Source organism: Pseudomonas sp. AM8 (assembly GCF_036346475.1).
Taxonomy (GTDB): domain Bacteria; phylum Pseudomonadota; class Gammaproteobacteria; order Pseudomonadales; family Pseudomonadaceae; genus Aquipseudomonas; species Aquipseudomonas marginalis.
The window spans coordinates 501771-518464 of record NZ_JAOTNX010000001.1; the positions used below are offsets into that span (position 1 = coordinate 501771).

Annotated in this window: 19 protein-coding genes; all 19 read right to left on the reverse strand. The window is 59.4% G+C overall.

The features are described from left to right. Positions 1 to 591, reverse strand: coding sequence for a YmfQ family protein (locus tag V3W40_RS02450; RefSeq protein WP_330214360.1), 591 nt, complete (start codon positions 589 to 591; stop codon positions 1 to 3). A 9-nt stretch (positions 592 to 600) separates the two neighbouring features. Continuing rightward, a complete protein-coding gene (locus tag V3W40_RS02455) occupies positions 601 to 1659 on the reverse strand; it encodes a baseplate J/gp47 family protein (RefSeq protein ID WP_330214361.1) in 1059 nt (352 codons plus the stop codon). Continuing rightward, entirely contained in the window at positions 1659 to 2126 is a 468-nt protein-coding gene (locus V3W40_RS02460) for a phage GP46 family protein (RefSeq protein WP_330214362.1), read from the reverse strand. The genes V3W40_RS02455 and V3W40_RS02460 overlap by 1 nt, the downstream gene beginning before the upstream one ends. Then, positions 2126 to 2659, reverse strand: coding sequence for a phage baseplate assembly protein V (locus V3W40_RS02465; protein ID WP_065890663.1), 534 nt, complete (start codon positions 2657 to 2659; stop codon positions 2126 to 2128). The genes V3W40_RS02460 and V3W40_RS02465 overlap by 1 nt, the downstream gene beginning before the upstream one ends. Continuing rightward, positions 2652 to 3770: a phage baseplate assembly protein gene (locus tag V3W40_RS02470; protein ID WP_330214363.1), complete on the reverse strand. Its 1119-nt coding sequence runs from the start codon at positions 3768 to 3770 to the stop codon at positions 2652 to 2654. The genes V3W40_RS02465 and V3W40_RS02470 overlap by 8 nt, the downstream gene beginning before the upstream one ends. Further along, positions 3763 to 5013: a DNA circularization protein gene (locus V3W40_RS02475; protein ID WP_330214364.1), complete on the reverse strand. Its 1251-nt coding sequence runs from the start codon at positions 5011 to 5013 to the stop codon at positions 3763 to 3765. The genes V3W40_RS02470 and V3W40_RS02475 overlap by 8 nt, the downstream gene beginning before the upstream one ends. 12 nt (positions 5014 to 5025) lie before the next feature. After that, positions 5026 to 6711: a hypothetical protein gene (locus V3W40_RS02480; protein ID WP_330214365.1), complete on the reverse strand. Its 1686-nt coding sequence runs from the start codon at positions 6709 to 6711 to the stop codon at positions 5026 to 5028. A gap of 100 nt (positions 6712 to 6811) precedes the next feature. Continuing rightward, positions 6812 to 7114 (reverse strand): hypothetical protein, encoded by a 303-nt coding sequence (locus V3W40_RS02485; protein WP_025858882.1) that lies wholly within the window; start codon positions 7112 to 7114, stop codon positions 6812 to 6814. Further along, complete coding sequence (locus V3W40_RS02490; RefSeq protein WP_033901755.1) at positions 7114 to 7482, reverse strand: phage tail tube protein; 369 nt, start codon at positions 7480 to 7482, stop codon at positions 7114 to 7116. Before V3W40_RS02490 ends, V3W40_RS02485 begins: the two co-directional genes overlap by 1 nt. A gap of 23 nt (positions 7483 to 7505) precedes the next feature. Next, entirely contained in the window at positions 7506 to 8966 is a 1461-nt protein-coding gene (locus tag V3W40_RS02495) for a phage tail sheath subtilisin-like domain-containing protein (protein ID WP_213553105.1), read from the reverse strand. Positions 8967 to 8974: 8 nt separating this feature from the next. Further along, a complete protein-coding gene (locus tag V3W40_RS02500) occupies positions 8975 to 9163 on the reverse strand; it encodes a DUF2635 domain-containing protein (RefSeq protein ID WP_025858885.1) in 189 nt (62 codons plus the stop codon). After that, positions 9160 to 9714: a hypothetical protein gene (locus V3W40_RS02505; protein ID WP_330214366.1), complete on the reverse strand. Its 555-nt coding sequence runs from the start codon at positions 9712 to 9714 to the stop codon at positions 9160 to 9162. The genes V3W40_RS02500 and V3W40_RS02505 overlap by 4 nt, the downstream gene beginning before the upstream one ends. A gap of 2 nt (positions 9715 to 9716) precedes the next feature. Next, positions 9717 to 10064: a head-tail joining protein gene (locus V3W40_RS02510; RefSeq protein ID WP_330214367.1), complete on the reverse strand. Its 348-nt coding sequence runs from the start codon at positions 10062 to 10064 to the stop codon at positions 9717 to 9719. Next, positions 10065 to 10418, reverse strand: a complete 354-nt coding sequence (locus tag V3W40_RS02515; protein ID WP_330214368.1) for a DUF2190 family protein — start codon at positions 10416 to 10418, stop codon at positions 10065 to 10067. Between the two features lie 82 nt (positions 10419 to 10500). Next, complete coding sequence (locus V3W40_RS02520) at positions 10501 to 12459, reverse strand: prohead protease/major capsid protein fusion protein (protein WP_330214369.1); 1959 nt, start codon at positions 12457 to 12459, stop codon at positions 10501 to 10503. Positions 12460 to 12466: 7 nt separating this feature from the next. Then, positions 12467 to 13990, reverse strand: a complete 1524-nt coding sequence (locus tag V3W40_RS02525; protein ID WP_330214370.1) for a phage portal protein — start codon at positions 13988 to 13990, stop codon at positions 12467 to 12469. After that, positions 13987 to 14196, reverse strand: coding sequence for a phage head-tail joining protein (locus tag V3W40_RS02530; protein WP_065890652.1), 210 nt, complete (start codon positions 14194 to 14196; stop codon positions 13987 to 13989). Before V3W40_RS02530 ends, V3W40_RS02525 begins: the two co-directional genes overlap by 4 nt. Positions 14197 to 14204: 8 nt before the next feature. After that, the gene (locus V3W40_RS02535) at positions 14205 to 16142 is read right to left on the reverse strand and encodes a phage terminase large subunit family protein (protein WP_330214371.1); all 1938 of its coding nucleotides are present in this window, start codon (positions 16140 to 16142) and stop codon (positions 14205 to 14207) included. Next, positions 16114 to 16659 (reverse strand): terminase small subunit, encoded by a 546-nt coding sequence (locus V3W40_RS02540; protein WP_065890650.1) that lies wholly within the window; start codon positions 16657 to 16659, stop codon positions 16114 to 16116. Before V3W40_RS02540 ends, V3W40_RS02535 begins: the two co-directional genes overlap by 29 nt. Between the last annotated feature and the right edge of the window lie 35 nt (positions 16660 to 16694).

A 16694-nucleotide genomic window follows, 5' to 3' on the forward strand; every position in this document is an offset into this window, starting at 1 on the left:
TCATTCTCCGTAGGCGAATAGCGCAATCGTATGCGCCGGTTTCAATTGATTAATTTTGCATTCGAGGGTGTCGTTACCCCAGGTGCGCAGCCTCTCTCCTGCGGCCGAAACCCCTGCGCGGAACGAAATAACCGATGTTTCAGGAGCACGGATCAGCCAGGTGAAAACCCAGTCGCCGTTGGTAAGCGCATCGCCTGCGCGCGAAAGGCCTGCCCGGAACGGCCGGTACGTTTCGATGGTCACCGTGTAGCCGAGTACACCCGCCAATTCGATGAAGTAAGCCGCCGACTGCCCGCCAGTGCTGGATAGCTTCGCCAGCAAGGCGTTCTTCCGGCCTTGCAGCGTTTCTTCTAGAACGCCTGAGCATTTGTCGGGGAGGCCTGCGACCCTCTCCCAGTCGCTCAGCATCTCGCTGGTGGTGGATGGGTTGGCCTCCATTGGAAGCGCTTCGCCCCGGTCATCTACCCGAGCCAGTTCAATTGACATGCCGTCAAGCAGGCTGTGAAGCGTGGTACCAGATTCCCGAGGGAATGCTTGTCCAGGAGGCAGCAGCGTTTTCAGCTGCTCCAGGTAGTCGGCAGCTGTCGGCATTACGCCTCCTTAAAAGCTGGAGAAGGTTATGGTGCCGGGCACTGCCATGTGTCCGGTGGCGTGCGCAACGTCCGCAGTTGGGGCCGTAATCTGGTTGTCCGCTTCACCAGCGGCGATAGAAACAGCTTCGCGGAGCCGACTTATGTAGATGGGGCTGCCAGGTTTCGAGTCGCGGACAATCAGGTCGGCGACCTCTGCTCGCACCGCGGCCTGGACGGCCGCTGTGTTCGGCGAAAGCTTCACCGCCAAATTGAGTGGATCGGCCACAGGAGCCGCGACAAACACCTCGGCGGTCACCGGTGCCCGCGCATCAATGTAGGCCTGAACCTCTGCGACCTTCGCCGCGTCCGGGATGATGTCGGCCTCACCATCACAAACGAACAAGACCGTTACAGTCCCGGCGCCCATCTGAAGTGGGTAAACCCATACCCGGGTGACGCCTGGCACCTCAAGAGCCCAAAGCTCATAGTCTGAGGCTGCACCGCCGTGTGGCGGCTGCCTGATACGCTTCAGTAACCGACTGAGCAACTGGGCGTCCGTCTCAACATCAAGACCGCCATCAATGTCAGTGGCCGCAGAGCCGGTCGATTGAACGCCAGCTACCGGAGACAACAGAAACAGTGGCGTTCCGGCCGGCGCATCGCCAGCGGCACCAGCCTCTACGGCGACAACAGTAGGCTGGAGCGTGATATCAGTGAAGACCGCATCAGCCAGGACGCGGTACTGCACGCCATCTTGCCGCTGAAGGATCGTTCCGGCTGGGAGTGTTGAGCCGATTGCGCCGGTAAGCAGCGCGGCGCCGGTCGAATAATCAGCGGCCTTGCGGAAAACTTTCCAGATCGCTGCCCAGCGCTCGAGGTATTCCTTCTCGGCAGTGTCGATGATCGCCTGCTTGGCCGCCCACTCAAGGAAGCCGTAGAGCATGTGCACTGCGCCAGCCTCAGAGCGGGAGAGGATCCCCAGCAACGAGCGGCGCAGCACTGCGCTTTGGACGCCGGTCACGCGGCCGCTGATGTCGGTGGTAACCCGGTCAATAAGCTCAGGCAAGGTTGGTCTAGCAAATGGCATCAGGCAGTCCTCTTGCCGGCCTGGGCCGACCATTCATAGTTGTATCGGTAGCGAACGGCCGGGCCGGTCGGGCGATAGATGTCGATAACAAGCAGCATCACGCCGCGCGAGTGATATGACGCGGCGACCTCGATCGTCGTGGCCACCACGTCATCAATCATCCAGGCCAAGGCGTCACGGCAATACTGCTCAGCTCGGCTAAGCGTTTGGGGCAGTTCTTTCTCCCTGGCAAGTAGCCAGAGCAGCGAGCCCGTCTGGTCGGTCGCCGAGACATTTGTGATATCACCCCAGTAACCTCGCAAATCGTCCTGCTCATATTCGGGCGGGATCTGCTCAGCACTGGCGCGGCGATCGGTGAATAGACTGATGATCACGGCAGTTTCAAGACCGTCATCGCGCTCAAGGTCGAAACCAAACAGCACCAGGTCACCGCCGAACTCGGTCATTACCATTGCGGCGTCAGCCATTAAATGGGCGCTCCCGTGTTCGCAGGTCCAGACAACACGCCACCGTGCTGGTGAGTGCTGCCGATGTTCTTGCCGTTGTTTGTAACGGTGCCGGTGGAATCGATATTCCCCTGGATTTTTACGTTACCGACCATCTCAATCTCTCCGATCATCTTGATGGTCGGGGCTTGAACCTCCGCATGCTGAACGGCCGTGACCTTGACCATGTCGCGCAGCAGCTCGACCTTGTTGCCAAGGTCGTCGTACATCGCGACCTCTCCAGCCTGCAGGACGAGCCGGTAGCGGCGATCATCGACGGCGAGGACTATGCCCTGCTCGCGATTACCACCAATGAAGGCCACGGCCACATCACCACCTTTTGCGTGGCTGGTGAATCCGTAGTTCTGCATGTGTTCGATATCGTCTCGCAGCTCGTCCTTGAGCAACTCCACCTGCAACTGCTGCCGTCCGTTCGTGTCGGTGACCCGGCGCACAACACCACGGGCAAACATCATCATCACGCGGTTGCTGAGATCGCGAATTGGGTTACCCATCTTTTTTGTCCTCTTCCCCGATGGCTTCCGCCCAAATATTCCGACCGCCCTTTTTCCCTGCCTTGGCTTTCTTCGAATCAGGAGGCTCCGGCGAAAAGGCTTGCGGGCTGACGATGTCGAGCTTGGTAGTGGTACCGCCCTCCCCACGCTCGTAGGTGGCCTGCCGAATAATCATTTGCCCATCCATGCGCAACCATGGCGACCTGACCTGCACCAGCATTCCTGGCTCCCAGATTGGCCCGCCCGGGCTTTGCCGCCAGCCCTGGACGGTTATGGACGCGGAAGCTGATTTTCCCAGCCGGCTGTTGGCCTCCCAGGTAGCTCGCTCTTGGGCGCTGCCGTTCGATCCACCGGACTCAGCGACGATCAGCATCGGTCGATAACGCCTGACTCCGCTGTCGCTTGCCCCGCCCTCGACATGCGCCTCAGTGCCTCCATCACTGTTTGGGTTGTATCCAGCCTGCCCTTTAACCAAGTAATTGCGGAAACGCTGGCTGTGATCGATGCTTCCGGTGGCACTGAGGATGTTTTCACCCTGAACCAGTCCAACGGTGGCCCGCTTGTTACCCGCCCGGGTGATCAGTAGGCCGCCGGCGCCATCCGGCGTCAGCAATAGGCGCCTCTGCTTGGCGTAACGCTCAATTGCTTCGAACGCTGTTTCGCCCTGCTGCAGTTTGCAGACCGTGAATGGAGCGCCCACCGGTACATCAGCCGAAACGCCGACGCCGAATGGCTGGGCCAAGACCTGGGCGAAGCGCAATAGGTCAATGTTCTTCCACTCGTCCGGCGTGTGCACGGCACTACAGTCGATTAGGTCCGATGTCCGGTCGCGCCCTTGGATATTGATGGTGTGGTCATTCGCGCTGAACGAAGGCTTGAAGATGTCGACATAGCCCACCACCATCGTTATTCCGCCGAGACGGACCTCGCACTTATCGCCTGGGAGAATGGGCCAGGGCTCTACTTGAGCGCCCCTGCCCTCTTGCCCTTCCCAGCGCTCCGTAAGGGTCACAGTGAAGGCGCCAGAGGACGCATCAACGGCGCGCGTTACTCCAACCTGGGTCCACCCCGCGTAATTCATGCCGTTGACCAGCAGTTCAAGGTCATCCATTTGCAAGAACCTCAAGCTGTTGGCCGCCGATCAGGAAGCCTGGGCGGCGCGGGTCGTTGCGCAACACAATATCCTCGGCCCTGCTGGCGTCACCGTAGAGCTGGTATGCAACAACGAGAGACGGCAGCGTCTGCCTGGGCGAGAATGTCGCGAGCCTGGGCAAGTCCTGCTCAGGATCCGGAACGGCCTGAACCACGGCGGTCCTTAAATCGGTAACCGCGACATACACCAGGTCGTTACTTGTCGACTCGCTCTCTTCGTCCAACCTGTCAGAAAGCTCAGTGCGCACCGCAATGGCCGCCTCGTAGCTATCGTATTTAGTCGGTTCGGAGGTTGTTTTCGTGCCGCCGTTGGAGACGTCCTCAGTTGCCTGCGTGACCACTGCGGCGACAGCTGCCTCAGAAATTGCGGCCTGACGAACGAGCGCGGAAACGGCGCTGGTATTCCTCACGACCTGCTGACGGCTCGGCGTAGCAGAAGAGGATGTATCGTCGGAGGTTGGGAAATACTGGCTGTACAGACTCATCAGCATTCCAAACGCGCTGCCGCCGAACGCTGACCGGATGCTGCTGATAGCGTCAACGACCTGGCCAGCGAACTCGAACGGGGCCTGGATAAGATTGAACGCATCAGATCCGATGCCTTTGACCTTGTCGTAGTAGTCGGATACTGCCTGTATGTCGCTTGAAACGATGAACTCAGGCGAGCTCAAAAAATCGCTCAACCCTTTTATCTGCGTAGTGGCCGCCTCGGCTACGAACGACGGGTAACCCTTGGTGAGGAAGTCTGCAACGAAGTTTTCCTTGCTGGCTTCGGTGACCTCGCCCGCCTTTGCGCTGATCGCATTGACGCTGTCGACCTTGGCAGACGGGTAAGACGCCTCGCCGGCCTCGAGGAAAGTCATCGAGATCGTGCATTTACCCCCCTCGTCCGACGACTCGCTGACGGTGAGCCCCCGGCAGACGACAGTCAGCTCACCCCGGTACGGGTGAACCAACACACCAGGGCCCGCTTGTTCGCAGACCTTGATCAGCTCTTCACGGGCGACATCGTATTCCTTTCCCAGCAGGTAGCCGGTGATACTGAATTCACGAGACTTTCGGCCCAGGTCTTCGGTATAGGGAATATCGCGCTGGGCCGCCTCGTGTACTGCCTGGCGCCGGCCGTGACTGCTGTCTGCCGTAGCCACAAAAAAGCCCACGCCGCGAAAGGTCGCGGCGCGGTAGTTGTCTCGCCAAGCCATAGGGAACTCCGGTTACGGGGCCATCATCGAGTAACCGATGTCGGTATCGAATGTCGCTCCCTGGCTGCCCTCGGTTTTCACCTTGGACCCTGCTGGGACGTTGTTCAGGTCGACCTGCACCCTTACTGCTTGCTCAGGCGGGGCCATCTGCTGAACAGCGTCCCGGCCGATCTGCGCAGCGCGCCGACCAAGGTCGGTATCTGCACCGCCTGTGGATGCAGAGGGCGATCCGCCTTCAGCACCACCACTGACCCCGGCACCATCAATGCCAAGCAACTTCTTAGCCCAGTCGGGCAATCCGTTCTTGATGGCGGCAACAGCCTCGGTGATCTTGCTGCCGAGGATTGCGCCCAGGTCCCAGCCCGTCAGGTACTTGATCAGGCCGTTGAAGCCTTCCATCATCAAAGTGATGGGGTTGTATTCCTTCCATAGCTTCCAGATACCGTTGATTATTCCGTCACTGAAGGCCGCCTTGACGCCCGCCCATTTCTCTTCGAAGAACCCGACGATGTTGTCCCAGTTCTTGTAGATGACGTAGGCCGCAGCGCCGATGGCCACGATCGCCGCCAGGAACCAGCCGACCGGCGTGAGAGTGATAGCCAACCCGAGCCCCTTCAGGGCCAGCGCCAGGTTCAGCACCGCCATCAGGAAGCCACCGCCGATGTACAACCCGAGCGCCGTGAATATCAGGTTCGCCGTGCCGAATGTGTCGGAAAGCGAGCCGAATATCTCGATCACCGGCTGAACACCGTCGTACAGGTCACCAAGAAAGCCAGTGACTCGTTCGATGTTCCCAGGCAGGTTTTCGGCGAACGCCGTGGCGAATGCTTCAATTTGTGGGCGGTACTTGACGATCGTCTCAATCAACCGCTTGCCCAGCATATTCAACTGCGGTACCAGGGAGCTACCGATGCTATTGCTGACACCGCCGAGTGCCGCATGGATAGTGTCAAGCGTATCTCCGAAATCCTCGCCTTCACGAACCGCGCTGTCAGAAATGACGACGCCGAGGCGGCGCGCCTCGTCTGACATTTCCTTGAGTCCCGCACTACCACCGCGAATCAACGGCAAAAGCTCTGTAGCGCTCTTGCCGAAGATCTTCACCGCCGCCTGCGCTTGTAGGGACGGGTCTTTGATCTTCGAGATTCGATCAACGAAGGTGTCGAACAAAGCATCTGAGCTTTTCAGCTTGCCGGACGAATCCTTGATATTGATGCCCAGGCCTTTGAACATTTGCGAAAGCTCTTTCGAGCCCGCCGTTGCTGCGCCGATGTTGATTTGCATCTTCTGCAGCGCACCGCCCAGTGTTTCCGCTGACGATCCGCTGAGCTTCGCAGCGAAGCTGAGCTCCTGGAATCGCTCGCGGCTGATGCCGGTACGCTCGGCAGTATCACCAATTGCGCCGGTTGCATCAGCGAAACCCTGGAAAAACATGTTCAGCGCTGCGCCTGTGATTCCCAGCGTGGCCCCGAGCCCCAGCAGCTTCCGGGTGCTTGAAGCAACCGCACTACCCACGCCGCCGATCGCACCGCCTACGTTCTTCAGGCTGTTCGCGAAAATCGGCAGGCCGGTACGATCAAGCGCACCTGCAATGCCAGCGCTCGCCGCTTTGACCTTGCCGAATATCCCACGCAACGGCGCGGTGATCTTGTCCACGGCGGCGATGATGACGTTTAGGGAGTATCCTTTGTCTGCCATCCAACCCACTCCTCGGTGCGCTCAAGCCACCAATTCAGCTCGTCGAAATCCATTTCCATGACTTCCGACGGCTGAACACTCATAACTTTGACGACGACGGTTACGCCTCCTTCCCACCCCCGAGGTGCTTCAGCAAAAAATCCCGGGCCTCGCCGATGACGGCGGCTTGATCGTCCTCGCTCAGCTCGTCGAGCAACGCAGGAGGATGGCCAACCATCTTGGCCCCGAGGTCAATCAGGGTGGCGAAGTCCATGTCCGCGCCGCCGTTGCCCTTGCCATCCGAGGTGATACGCAACGCATGGCCGCGCAGGTATTTCAGCTTGCGGGTCACGGTCAGCTCAGTGAACGTGTCCTTGCCGAACGTGATTTGCTCGGCGAGTTGAATCGTCTTTTCCTTTGCCATTACGAGATTTCCTCGGCAGAGATGCCTTCGAAGCGGCAAGCGATGTTGCCTTCTTCGGTGTTGCCGGTGCCCTCGCCTGCGTACCAGGCCTCACTCAGGGTGATGACCTTGCCGTTGGCGAGTTCCAGCGTGATGGTTGCGTCATCGAGCGTGACCAGGTCTTCGAGACTCAGCTCGTTGCGATCAGTGATCTCACCCTCAATAAATGGAATCTGAGGGGTTTCCTTGTAGCCGTGGACAACGTCGGAGCCCACCACGCCTTCGCGCTTGGGCTTGCCGAGGTTGTAAGTGAAAGCGCCCTTGGCGAAGTAAATGTCGCCGTTGACCTTTAAGGCGATGAGTCCGCCAATACGGTTTTTTCCTGCCATGTTCTTTCTCCTGGCAATCGCCGTTACAGGCGGAACTGAATTTTGTTGGCGACGATTCGCAGCTGGTTGACCAGGTCAGGCGGGATCAGCAGATCCAGGCGATTTGGGTCGCTCTCGTTACGCTCGGCGATCAGGTTGGCCTTGAAGTCTTCCATGTTCTCCACCAGCCCCAGACGCTCCCACTCACGGAACTTCGAGACCGCCTCGGCCTTCATCACCACCGGTGTTACCACTGGCTGCCCGACGCCGTAGCGCGTGCCATCGTTGGCAAGCTTGTGCCGCGGGTACTTGCGCAGAATGTAGTCGCGCCAGTCGTGGCGGATGTACATCAGGGTGAACAGCGTTTCGCTGTCCAGGTAGCTGATGTCAGTGCCGCCGGCGGTGTTGGTTTTGTAGGTGGTGATCAGGCGCTCAACGACCATGGTGCCGTCGTTATTGACCTTGCTGGTCGCGATACCGTCGAACAACAACAGGTTCCGTTCCTGGTTGGTGAACTTGTCCGCCGTTGCAGGCGCCAGGCACCATGCGTACTGAAGATTCTGGATTGGCCGGGCCGGATCGATGGCGGCGTACAGGGCCGCAATGGCCATGGTCTCCGCGGCCTTCTCGTACGTCGGCATCGGCTCGTCGTTGGCCATCATGATGACCAGGTGCTGACTGTTGTGGCTGTCGCCAAGGGTTCCAAGGGAGCCTTGAGTGCCGCGGGCCGCTGTGAAGGCGTGGGCCTCGATTTCACGATCCCAGGCAAAGCGGCTGTTCAGTTCAGTCTTCACCGTCGCCAGGGTGGCTGCGTCGGTATATGCCAGCCCCCATACTTGGAACCACTCATCACCCAGAGCCGCCAGCGCCGAACCCAGTTCTGGGTTTCCAGAGCCGCCGGTGAAAGCGCTGATGGTGACCGCGACCCCGGAAGGCAGTACCTGGCCGGTGTAGTAGTTCACACGGGCGTTCAAGCTGTTGCCGGCCTCGCCTTTGTGGCGGCTGGTCAGCGTAACGGTGCCTGTCGCGGCGGTGGCCGTTACTGGCATGTCATCTGCGGCCGTGATTGCCGCGACCACAGATGCCGCGATGACGGTTGCGGTGTCGGCACTGATCACGCCGACAGAAACGCGGCGCCCGGCGATCATCAGCTCAATGGTGCCGGATGCTGTGGCGGGGCCGGTGAACGCCAGCGTGGCGGCTGCTGCTACGCCTGCTGGATTATCAACAACCGGCATCACTTGCAGCTCGGTATAGGTATCGATCGCCATCGCCGCGCGAACCATGCCAGCCAGCATCGAACCCTTCCCGAACTGAACATCTGCCTGGGCCGGGCTGGTGATGCGGATCAGGGTGTTGGCAGCGGCAGCGCCGGCGGCCAGCTTCTGACCAATCAGCAGGCGACGGTAGCTGACCGGCTGAGGGCCACGCACCGCCTTGCTGTTGTCGATCTCGCTGTAGACACCAGGCTTGCGAAGCGCGCCGGCACCAGGAATCGTATCCATTCCGATGGTCATTGTTTTTCACCCTTGGTTTCGGCCGGTACTACAGCCTCTTTGATGACGACGTCACCGGCCTTTTCCTTGCGGATCCAGTAACTGTTGAGTTCAACAGGCAAGCCTTCTGGCTTGATCTGCTCATAGGTGTCGGGGTGACGCACCAGGCGGCCCTCGGCCGGTTTCACGAGCACGCGCGTGGTCATGGATTCAGGTCCTCGATGATGGTTTTTGCGCGATCAGCCGGATTCGGCTGCGCGTTGCCCAGGCTGTATTCAGTCTTAACCGACTTCAGGTCTGGCAGGCTTTGGTTGAACAGGTCGTCGGGGTGACGATCAAAATATTCAGCGTCGAAGATGAGGCGGCACGCGCCCGTCAGGTGCTCCGACTGGTCCAGCAGAACCATGCGCGAGCGCACGTACTGCAGGTCATTCACCGTATCGCCGAGCGTGTCGTCCATGAGCAAGAGGCGCTCTACCTGGCGAGCCAGGGTGTCGAGAGTGTCATCCAGCGCATCGTTTCCTTCGGCGTGAATTTCAACCACCAGCTCTACCCTGCGCCTGTATTCCCTGGGCGCCTGGTTAAATATCTCTGCCGATTCGTCCATGGTGAAAACGATGATCGCCGGTAACTCGCTCTGCCATCCGTTGGAAATGAGCGGGGCCACGCGGCTGGCATAGACACTGGCCCCCGCATTAGTGGCACCCAGCAGCACCGCAACGGCCTGTTTGCGGATCAGTTCTCGTGGGTGAGCCATATTCAAACCTTGCGAAGGAACAAAGTTACGCCCGCCACTCCGTCGGCTTGCACGTCGTGGATCTTGTACAAAACGCCACGCGCCTGGGCGCGATCCCGGTTCGTAGGCTCGTTCGGCAAGTCAATCACTCGAACCCCGAGGGTGGGGTTGTTAGAAGACACCGGCGCGCCCGTCTCAGGATCGACGGTAACGTGGGCACTATCGAACACCGCCTGCGCCAGCGGCACACCAGGCGCAACACCATCGGTCAGCCAGTACACAGCGCCCAATGGATCAAGCGCTGCTGGCGGCTCACTGAAGGCGCGGATCGAAACGCCGAGCATGCGCTGGGCCATTGAGGCCCAGCCCATTTACGCCACCGCCGCCGGCGCGGATACGCCGTTGAGGCGGCAGGCGCCAGTCGCGGATGGGTTGACCTCCACTTCGGTAGCCAGGCCGACCAGTACGAGACCAGTAGCGGACACGTTGGTCAGCGCGCGGCTGGTGGTGTTCATGAACACCAGGTCACCAACAGCCCATGCCTGCGCGCTGATTTTTGTCAAATCGAACACGCCAGTGGTCTTGAGTACGACCGGCGCGCCGGCGACTTCCGTGGTAGCCGCAACACCGATGATCGCGCCCACCTTGTAGAGCTCGCCCGAGACGGTCCCGCCAGCAGGTGCCAGAACAGGCAAGCAATCGCCTGGTTGGATATAAGTCTTCATGCATGGTCCCCTTTAGAGACAGAAACTGGAAAACGAAAAGGGCGCCACTTGACGCCCTTTGGGGTTGGATAGAACAGCGGGCTTACGCTCCCGGATTCTTGTAGGTGCCCCGCCAGTCAATCCAGGCAGCACCGAAGACCAGTCGAGCTTTGACTTCCATACCGTCGACTTCGAAACCTTCACGGGTTTCGGTGAAAACGCCAGGCTCGCCTTCCAGGTAGGCATACTCGAACGTATCGATCAGACCGGCCTCGGTGAACAAGAACCACTGATTGCCGGTGATCCGGCCATCGACAATAACAATCAGCGAAGTGTTACGGACATCGTTGATGTCGGCGTTCTTCGCTGGCACGTAATTGGAGCTGGTGAACTGGAACGCTTCCAACTCTTTGTCTGGACCAACAACCAGATAGCGCGGCTCAACGTTCAGAAATGCGCCAGCCTTGGATTTCTGCTTGCGCATCGCTGCGCGCGCCGCGCCCAAGGTGGTCGTGTTGATCGCACCACCACTGGCGGCAAGGTTGCCGTGGTCAGCGACGTAGATGGCCTTGCCATCGGTAAAGTTCGGGTTGCTGAGGATCAGATTCCAAACCACGTTGGATTCCGTTTCGGCAGCCGCCAAGCCGTAGGCGCGGGGAATCCGGGTAAGTGCCCCCAGATCATCGTTGATTACAGCTTCCCAGGTAATGGCAATAATTTTGCCGAACTTCGCGACGCGGATCGGAGCGCCGTCCTCCTCGAGCTTGCCGTACTTGTACTCGCCGTGCTCCTTAACCTCTTCCAGTGCTGAGATGTCACCCAGAGCTGCGCGAGTAGTAGCGCGGAAATCCGGAACGGTGGTCATCTGACCGAGCGGGCGCCAGGTTTGCGGGGCCTGGGCGTAAGCATCTCGGAGGGTTCGCGTCACGCCACCACCGAGCAAGATCGGGAAATCGCTGGTGGTATGCATGCCGGCGGCACGCATTGCAGTGCGATCGCAGCCGAGAGCCGCCCGTGCTACTTCTTGAGGAAGCATGCCGCGAGCATTGCCGCCGACAGTCTCCACACATTCACGCGCCAGATCGAGCAAACGCATACCGCGGAACTCACGCGCACCCTCGATCAAGGCGATCGTCGGGTTGCAACGATTGAGCAGGGCATTTTGCATAGCGTCGCGCTTTGCCGTCAGAACAGCCTGATCCAAACCGCTTACGATAGTTGGCTGGCTGTTGCGGGTGTTTGGCTGATCTTTGTTCTGGCGCTCGGCCACAGCATCGATCAGCGCAGCGCTTGCATCGCTCACGGAAACCCCACGGGCGATCAAGTCCTCGACGACGGTTTCGTCATTGAGGCCAACCTTGCGGGCCATGGTGCGAATCGTCAGGCTGCGCTTACGCTCTTCTTCAGCCGATTCACGGCGAAGCTTCTCGTCGGCCGCGCGCTTCTCTTCTTCGGTCATTGCAACTTCCTCTTGGATAATAGGCACGGCGGCCGGTTCTACGATCGGCTCAACTGCCGACCGAACTTCAAAAATTGTTTGGAATCGTTGGCCTTCGTACTCGGCCGGGGTTTTGGCGCTGCGCACTTTTGCGCCGTCATCGAAACCGATCGGGACGAGAGATAGTTCCAAAGGCTCCCAATCGACAGCGCGGTAAGTGGGGAGCTTGTCGTCTTCCTCCTCCACGACTTCGTACCGGTGCACCGCATAGCCGACGCTGATGTTTCGAAGGATGCCGTCAACAACGTCCTTGAAGACCACGTCAGCGTCCTCACGCTTGCTGAACCTGACCAGAGCATGACCTTCGCCACCATCGAGCCAGGCTCGCTCTACCACGGCGAGTACCGCACTCAGCTGGTACTGGTTGTGGGTGTCGAGCAGTGGCGCGCCGTTGTTGAGCCGATCAAGGCGGACCGCCCCCTCGCTGACATCAAGCTCTTCCATGTAGCTGCCGACATCCCAAGACCAGCGCCGCCCTTTGGCGCCAGTAGTCCAGGTCAGTTCGACGGTTCGCGCGTCAATATCGACCGAGCCAGGCCGCACGGCAGCACGCAGGCTGAGCATCGGCGTCTCATGTGTCTTTCGTGTCATCACCTGATTCGGAGTTGGCATCGTCTGGTTTCTCTTCGTTTGATGGTGGCTGACTCGGCGAACCTGCGGCCGCTACTCGGCGCGGGTCGCAGTCCAGCACCAACCCGTACTTGTCGATCATGTCGTTTGCTTTTTTGATTTGTTCGGCGTGCCGCTTGGGGTCGGTGATACCTAGCTCGCGCAGCGCGTCAGGCCAAGTGGTGAGGCCGTTACGCACGCGGGTGATCACGTTTTCCGTTTCTGATTTTGGATCAACCATGTCTCGGCGTGGTGGAACCCAGTAAGCCTTGACGTCATCCATGACTCCGCCAGGGAGCAGCACCTGCGCCTCCATGAACCATCGCCAAACCTGATCACACAACTGCGGGATCAGCATGCGCCACTGCCAAACGTCTACGCGGCGAGCGAAGTTCAACCACCCCATACGACCGCTGGAAAAGTTGACTCCTTTGAGGTCGCCGGTGAGCAGCTCGTAGGGAACGCCGAGACCCACAGCAATTGCGTGAAGGGCCTGCAATGAATAAGGCGCATAGCCGTTGAAAGTCGGCGGTGTACCGAAACTCACCTCCTCCCCAGTCGACAGTTCCTGAAGCATTCCAGGCTCCATGCGGTCAATCAGTGGCGGGCGTTTCGTGGTGCCATGAGGGCTGTTGTCTGGGTCTTTGGTTATGAATCCAGCGAAGCAGGCCGCTATCTTTGCCTGCTCCATCACCGCATCTTCCATTTCATCAAAGTTGCGCATGCGCTGAATCACCGGCGCCAGCCAGGTGTAGCCTCGGGCCTGCCCCGGTCTCTTCCGGAAGAACACATGAATCACGTCTTCCGCGGGAACTCGACGAGATTGGAGCGAACCCCAAGCAACGTTTGCTCCTGGGTGTTCATCAAACAACCAATAGGCGACTCGCTTACCAAGTGCGTCGAACTCGATCCCTTGAATAATGCGGTTGAGCCCAACTATGGCGGCCTTCGACTCGTCGAGAAAATCGGCCTCAAGTACCTGAAGCTGGACCGGAACCGGCAGACCATCGGAGCTGAACCGGCGCCTGCGGCGAATTAAGCACTCGCCACTTTCTGCGACCGCCTCCATGATCATGTGCTGCAGGCCGTAGAAATCCTCCAGCCCATCAGCATCGCAGGCGGTCGTCTCTGCCCACGCCTGCCAAAGGTCCATCAGCTTCACGCCGTCTCGATCACGCTTGGCCAACGGCAGCGGAACTATCCCCGCCCCGACCACGTTATCGGCAATACCGGTGATGGCACGCTCGGCAAAAGGGTTGTTCCTGCGCTGGTCCCGCGCGCGGTTACGGAGATTGGCCAACGCCGGCGCATTCTCGGCGTTGGCGTCTGTGCCGCTGGTACGCCATCCATCATTCCTCCGCCCGCCCGCCGCACCCTCAAAGCGACGCTTGATCACGTCCATGGTCATTTCAGTGCGGAGCTTTTTAAGGCGCGCATCTGATCGCTTGGCGGCGTACCCAGGAAACAGGCTGTCGAGCATGCTCATGGGCAGTATCCTTTCGAAAACGAGGTATAACGGCGACCGCCGTCGTTACATGCATTCAGCCCCAGCTCGGTTGCCATCAGCTTGAGGATCCGGATCATCTCGTCGAGTGACCGGTAGGTAACGCTTTTGTCGGCGTAGCGGACGGACAGCGCGCCTTCGGCGATGGCCGCCTGCAAGGCCTGGTACTGCTCGATTGTGAAAGCCATAAGTCTCGCTACCAGAATGTGGATTTCTTCCTAGGCCGCTCTTCCGTGTCGGGTTCATTGCCGCCAGTGACGGCAGAAACCAGAAGATCAAGATCAAGCCCAAACCGTTGCTGGCAGATGCGCAGGGCGGCGAGCGCGTACACGAAGCAGTCGAGGGCCTCGTTTCGGCGGCCACCGCTGTCCCAGCGCATCACGCGCTTGCCTTTGGATATGGCTGCTTTTTTCTTTTCAGAGGTGAGCTGCTTGACCTCCGACTCGTCGCAGATCACGTCATTGGCCGGCAGGTGAACCACCCCGGGCTGAGACACGCCAGCCTGAGAGGCAGCTGTATCGACCGGCAAACCCATGCGGCTGTAGAGCAACTCTTTGGCGTTGTCGGTACCAACCTCGGTGAGGAATACCTTGTGCACCTTGTTCTTCGTGCGCGGGAAGTTCGCGATCGGCTTGCCGTAGATGGTCGCGCCACGAATTGGCACTACCCAATGCACGCCGTGCTTACGGCTTTCGGCGTACACCTCGTCCGCATAGTGGCCGCCGGCATCCCACGTCCAGCGCTCAACCTTCATCACGGTACCGTCCACACGAGTGAACTGCCTGTGCAGCTCAAGCCCCACCTTGCGGCGAAGTTCTTCGCTGGCCGGATCGCCCATCAGAATGAAACGATGGACCAGCCATGCCTCCTCGCCTGGGCCGAACGCCCAGACACGCCCCTCGAAACGGTCGTCCTGGGTATCGATGCCACCAACAAGAACAAGCCCAAGGGCCGGAACCTGCGGATAGACTTCGCGGCGCCCGTACAGAACTTCGGAGTCGAGCTTCTCGCCCTGGTCGTCGTCCCAAGTTTCGCCGCGCGTGGTGTTCATGAAGGTGATCAGCTTTGAGACATCGCCTTTCACCTTCAGCCACTCTTCCGCCAGGCTGAGCCAGGTACTCCAGGTGCTGTAAATCGCCCAGATGCTGAAGCTGACGGAGCGCGGGGTGCGCATAATTTCGCCGTCAACCCCAAACCAGTCCATCCCGTCACGGGTCCAGATGCCGGTATGCTCGCAGATCCAGCGACCGGTCTTCGACGCCTCGACCATCTCGTTGTGCCAGATCACGCAGGCTGCGTGCTCGCACAAGTACCAAGCTTTTTCCGCCTCGCCGAGTGCGTTCTTTTCCCACTTCAGGCCGAATTCGCAATCCTTGCCGCCCCACTTGAGCGTCTGCTCTTGGTGGCAGTGCGGGCAGTCGATATGAAACTTCAGCAGGTATGGCGACTCCTCGACCGCCTTGGTGATCTGGCAGGAGCCGACACGCTTAGGCGTTGAGCCACGAATCGACTTAGGGTAGATCGCACCGTTGAGACGCTTATCACCCAAAGTGATTGGCGAGCCCTCACCTTCGACGCTCTCGTCGAAGTTGGACAGCTCGTCGTAGATCACCTCGTCGGCTGACTTCTCGCGGTAGTTGCGCGAAGCCTTGCCGCCGCGGATCCAGAGCGTGCGTCGGTTGGCGAATATCTTTTGGTCGAGTGTGTTGTCGCTGTGCTTGCGGCCGAACCACGGGGCCAGGTCGCCCACTACAGGTACGTCGCGGATCATGCCGTTGACGTGGCTCTTGCTGATGTCCTCAGCGTCCGGGTCAGTCGGGCTCCACATCATCACGTTGCGGCGCTTGTGCTGAATCTTGTAACCGATGTTCGCCATCAACAACTTGGTGTAACCGATCCGCGCCGACTTGATGAAGTTGACGACGTTGATCAGGTCATTGCCCATGCTGTTCAGGATCGCAACCTGGAACGGCTCGGTCGTCCACTTGCCCTCGTTGTAGGAGGACTCAGCCGACATGTAGAAATTCTTGTCCGCCCACTCTACGGCGGTTTGCGGTGGTTCTTTGTAGAGCGCCTGTAGTCCTAGCTTGATCGACTTGCGCAGATCATTCAGCCACGGACTCAGCGTACTCATCTAATAATTCCGGAAGTTGCTCGCCAAAGCTGGCGGCAATATTTCGAGCAAGCGCAATCTCCCGCTCGACCGACTCGATGATGCGAGGGTCAACCTCCGGGTGGCGTCGAGTGACGGTCTTGCCGACGGTGTCCAGTTTCGAGCCGATCTGAGCGGCGATTTTTGCCAGGGCAAATGTGGCGAATGGAACAGGTACGAGCTGCTTGTCGAGCACCAGGTTCTTCTTCTCCTGGGCGATGCGCTGAGCGGCGGTGAGGCCGCGGCGCTCTTCGAGCAGCTTGTACTCAATCAGCGGATCGAGACCTTCGGTTCCATCCCCCGTCGGTTGTTGTTTCCGCTGCGCATGTTCAACGCGGTTTTCCACCACGTTCTGCACGGTATAGAACGCCTCTCGACCGATGCGGGCGACAGGCGCAACTCCCCATTTGTCAAAGGCTTGCGGGGAAATCCCGAGGCTCGAAGCCATCTCGGATTTGTTCAACCACCCGCGCTGTTTGGTTGTTTCGTTTTTGGCCATGATTAAACAACAACCAACCGTGGGAAAAAGGTCAT

Coding starts and splice junctions, on each gene's coding strand:
- V3W40_RS02450 (WP_330214360.1), bottom strand. CDS start 591: ATGCCGACAGCTGCCGACTACCTGGAGCAGCTGAAAACGCTGCTGCCT.
- V3W40_RS02455 (WP_330214361.1), bottom strand. CDS start 1,659: ATGCCATTTGCTAGACCAACCTTGCCTGAGCTTATTGACCGGGTTACC.
- V3W40_RS02460 (WP_330214362.1), bottom strand. CDS start 2,126: ATGGCTGACGCCGCAATGGTAATGACCGAGTTCGGCGGTGACCTGGTG.
- V3W40_RS02465 (WP_065890663.1), bottom strand. CDS start 2,659: ATGGGTAACCCAATTCGCGATCTCAGCAACCGCGTGATGATGATGTTT.
- V3W40_RS02470 (WP_330214363.1), bottom strand. CDS start 3,770: ATGGATGACCTTGAACTGCTGGTCAACGGCATGAATTACGCGGGGTGG.
- V3W40_RS02475 (WP_330214364.1), bottom strand. CDS start 5,013: ATGGCTTGGCGAGACAACTACCGCGCCGCGACCTTTCGCGGCGTGGGC.
- V3W40_RS02480 (WP_330214365.1), bottom strand. CDS start 6,711: ATGGCAGACAAAGGATACTCCCTAAACGTCATCATCGCCGCCGTGGAC.
- V3W40_RS02485 (WP_025858882.1), bottom strand. CDS start 7,114: ATGGCAAAGGAAAAGACGATTCAACTCGCCGAGCAAATCACGTTCGGC.
- V3W40_RS02490 (WP_033901755.1), bottom strand. CDS start 7,482: ATGGCAGGAAAAAACCGTATTGGCGGACTCATCGCCTTAAAGGTCAAC.
- V3W40_RS02495 (WP_213553105.1), bottom strand. CDS start 8,966: ATGGATACGATTCCTGGTGCCGGCGCGCTTCGCAAGCCTGGTGTCTAC.
- V3W40_RS02500 (WP_025858885.1), bottom strand. CDS start 9,163: ATGACCACGCGCGTGCTCGTGAAACCGGCCGAGGGCCGCCTGGTGCGT.
- V3W40_RS02505 (WP_330214366.1), bottom strand. CDS start 9,714: ATGGCTCACCCACGAGAACTGATCCGCAAACAGGCCGTTGCGGTGCTG.
- V3W40_RS02510 (WP_330214367.1), bottom strand. CDS start 10,064: ATGGGCTGGGCCTCAATGGCCCAGCGCATGCTCGGCGTTTCGATCCGC.
- V3W40_RS02515 (WP_330214368.1), bottom strand. CDS start 10,418: ATGAAGACTTATATCCAACCAGGCGATTGCTTGCCTGTTCTGGCACCT.
- V3W40_RS02520 (WP_330214369.1), bottom strand. CDS start 12,459: ATGCTCAGCCTGCGTGCTGCCGTGCGGCCTGGCTCGGTCGATATTGAC.
- V3W40_RS02525 (WP_330214370.1), bottom strand. CDS start 13,990: ATGAGCATGCTCGACAGCCTGTTTCCTGGGTACGCCGCCAAGCGATCA.
- V3W40_RS02530 (WP_065890652.1), bottom strand. CDS start 14,196: ATGGCTTTCACAATCGAGCAGTACCAGGCCTTGCAGGCGGCCATCGCC.
- V3W40_RS02535 (WP_330214371.1), bottom strand. CDS start 16,142: ATGAGTACGCTGAGTCCGTGGCTGAATGATCTGCGCAAGTCGATCAAG.
- V3W40_RS02540 (WP_065890650.1), bottom strand. CDS start 16,659: ATGGCCAAAAACGAAACAACCAAACAGCGCGGGTGGTTGAACAAATCC.